Origin of the sequence: Streptomyces sp. HSW2009, from assembly GCF_040240285.1 — a bacterium.
Classification (GTDB): domain Bacteria; phylum Actinomycetota; class Actinomycetes; order Streptomycetales; family Streptomycetaceae; genus Streptomyces.
This window is the reverse complement of the sequence record NZ_JBEHZD010000823.1, coordinates 1-2,473: the sequence shown is the minus strand read 5'-3', so window position 1 is coordinate 2,473 and position 2,473 is coordinate 1. Positions and strand designations below refer to the sequence as shown.

The 2,473-nt window shown below is 72.9% G+C and carries 1 protein-coding gene; it reads right to left on the bottom strand.

Features of this window, described 5'->3' with window-relative positions; translation table 11 throughout:
* Positions 1–584: 584 nt before the first annotated feature.
* A complete protein-coding gene (locus tag AAHZ94_RS32600; protein WP_349997319.1) occupies positions 585–1,775 on the bottom strand; it encodes a peptidoglycan-binding protein in 1,191 nt (396 codons plus the stop codon).
* Between the last annotated feature and the right edge of the window lie 698 nt (positions 1,776–2,473).

Genomic DNA, 2,473 nt, shown 5'->3' with positions numbered 1-2,473 from the left:
GGGGCCGGCTCCCGGGGCTCATCCGGCCGGCCGCCCGGGACGACGGCCCGTGCGGCGCCCCTCCACACGCCTTCCCCCGCAGCGTCCCGCTCAGGTACGGGGCCGGTTCCGGCGCCGGAGCCCACCGCCGGAACCGTGCCGGTACGCGCCGGACCCGTACGCGACGCGCCTGTGCGCGTCATGCCTGTGCGCGTCATGCCCGTACGCGGTATGCCCGTACTCGGTATGCCCGTACGCGGCGTCGCACCCGGTTGCGCGCTCGCCGCCGGCGCCGCACCCGATGTCGTACTCGCCGCCACCGGAACCGTGACCGTCGCCGGAACCGTGGCCGTCGCCGGCTGCCCGATCGGCCGTGCCGTGGATTCGTTGGACCTCATCGCCCTCTCCGTCGCTCATCTGCCAGCCCACTCCCCCAGCCCCGTCAGCCCCCACTGCCCCACTGCTCGGCACCCGTTGCGCACGCCTCACGCCCGCCGCGCCGTGCGCCGTCGATCGCCCCAGCCCGTCGGTCACCGGCGGCGTCACCCACTCGGCCGACGGCCCGTACCCACACACGGGCGACCGGGGCCGGGGCGGGCGCGGGCTCAGGAGAAGAGGCGGCGCCAGGTCTCCGGGCTCGGGTAGCCGTTGGCGTCGGCGCCCCGCCAGCCCTGGGCGCGTTGGAACGCCTCGACGTTGCGGCGGTCGCTCTCCGACCAGCGGCGGCCGGGGCCCCGCGCGTAGTGCCGGTCGAAGCCCTTGCGCACCAATTGCCGGCCGAGCCGGGTCACATGGGCATTGCTCCGGCCGGGTCGGAAGTAGCGGGAACCGGGAAAGGCGTGACCCTGCTGAGCACGGTCCAAAGTTCCCGGGCTGCCACCCTCGCGTACGCCCCGATAGCGGTACGCCAGGTATTTGCTGGAGTTATTCCAATAGGCGTACGGCGTCGCCCGTTTGATGGTGTGCGGGCGGGTCTGTTCATAGGCGAGATACTGGCTCTCGGCGTCGTCGAGCCAGCCGCCGAAGAGCGTCACATGGGAATCGGTGGCGCTCGCCGGGTCGTGGAAGAGCAGCATGTCGCCGGGCCTGAGTTCGTCCCGGGAAATCCGTTCGGCAAAGGCGGGGAGACTACCGGTCCACTGGTTGCTGCCCAGGTTCCAGGCCATGGCGATGAAGCCCGAACAATCCTGCCGGTATCCGTCGGCGGCGTAGTCGTCCATGCTGTACGGCATCCGCAGGTCCACCCAGCGCTGGGCGCGCTCCAGGATCTCGGCGCGGGTGCTGGTGCGGGGGGCGACCGCGGCGGCGAACGGCCCGGGCGGCCGTTCGGTATCCACGTAGACCCCGACGCCGACGCCGCTGCCGACACCCCTGCTGGGCGGGCCCGGATCACCCTGCGGCAGGTCGGCCCCGGCCCGCGCGTCCACGGCCGACTCTGCCGCTTCTCCGTCCCTGACCAGCGCATCCGCGGCCGGCGCCACCGGTTCCCCGACCGTGAGGAGCTCGCCCACGGCTGGTCGCAGCGGCTCCCCGGCCGCGCCCCATAACGCGGCGGCGGGCTCGTCCGCCGGGGCCCGGCCGGCGGCGCGGTCGGCCGCGACGGCCTCCTGTCCGGTGCCGCCGAGCACCGCCCCGGCCGCGGCCACCCAGACCGCGGCCCGGCGCACGCCGTGCGCGGCCGGATGGCCACCGGCGCGCAGTGGCGCCCGGTGCGGCTGCGTCCGGCGGTACTCGACGCAGCCGGCGCACGGGCAGTCGGTCGGCGGCTGGTACGCCTCGAATATCGGCGCTGACATATCCATTCCTTCCGGGCCGAAGAACATCTCGCCGCACGGCTGGCGGCACCTCAGCCTCTCAACCACTCGGACATATCGCATGTTGACGGGGCAACTGATGTCAATCACGAACTCATGCCCTGCACGGCATCGAATGCACCGCACCCGATCCGCACCCCGCGGGAAGAACCGGGCGCGAGTCCGGATGCCCACAGGGCCAAAGAATGCGGACGGGCTGGACCGCCCCAACCAGCGGACATGTTCCCCGTCACAGAAGAAAAGGCCAGCCGTCGAACGCGACCACCGAAGGAAAGCCAGAACCCGACCACGCGGCCCACAGAACTCGACCGGCGGAACGCAGTCAGCGGGCCGGCGCCGAGCGATCTCGCAGAATCCGCGGAATCCGGGAATTCCAAGGAGTGCGGCCCGCCCGTACGGCCGGCCCCCATCCGGCGCACCCCTCCCGCCCGCCTCCACCCCCACCCCGTACGCACCCCTCGCAGGCACCCCTCGTCCGGGCCGGGCGCGGGGCCGGCCGATTCCCGCGCCGACGGCCCCGGCGGGCCCCACCAGCGGCGCCGTGGCGGCGACCGGCGGAAACGCGGTCGAAAGCACGCTCCAGCGTCGGGTAAGATTTTCGATGTCAGCGAGCGCCGCTAGCTCAGTTGGTTAGAGCAGCTGACTCTTAATCAGCGGGTCCGGGGTTCGAGTCCCTGGCG

Excerpts from the sequence above, each read along its gene's own strand:
- AAHZ94_RS32600 (WP_349997319.1), bottom strand. The coding sequence starts at position 1,775 with ATGTCAGCGCCGATATTCGAGGCGTACCAGCCGCCGACCGACTGCCCG.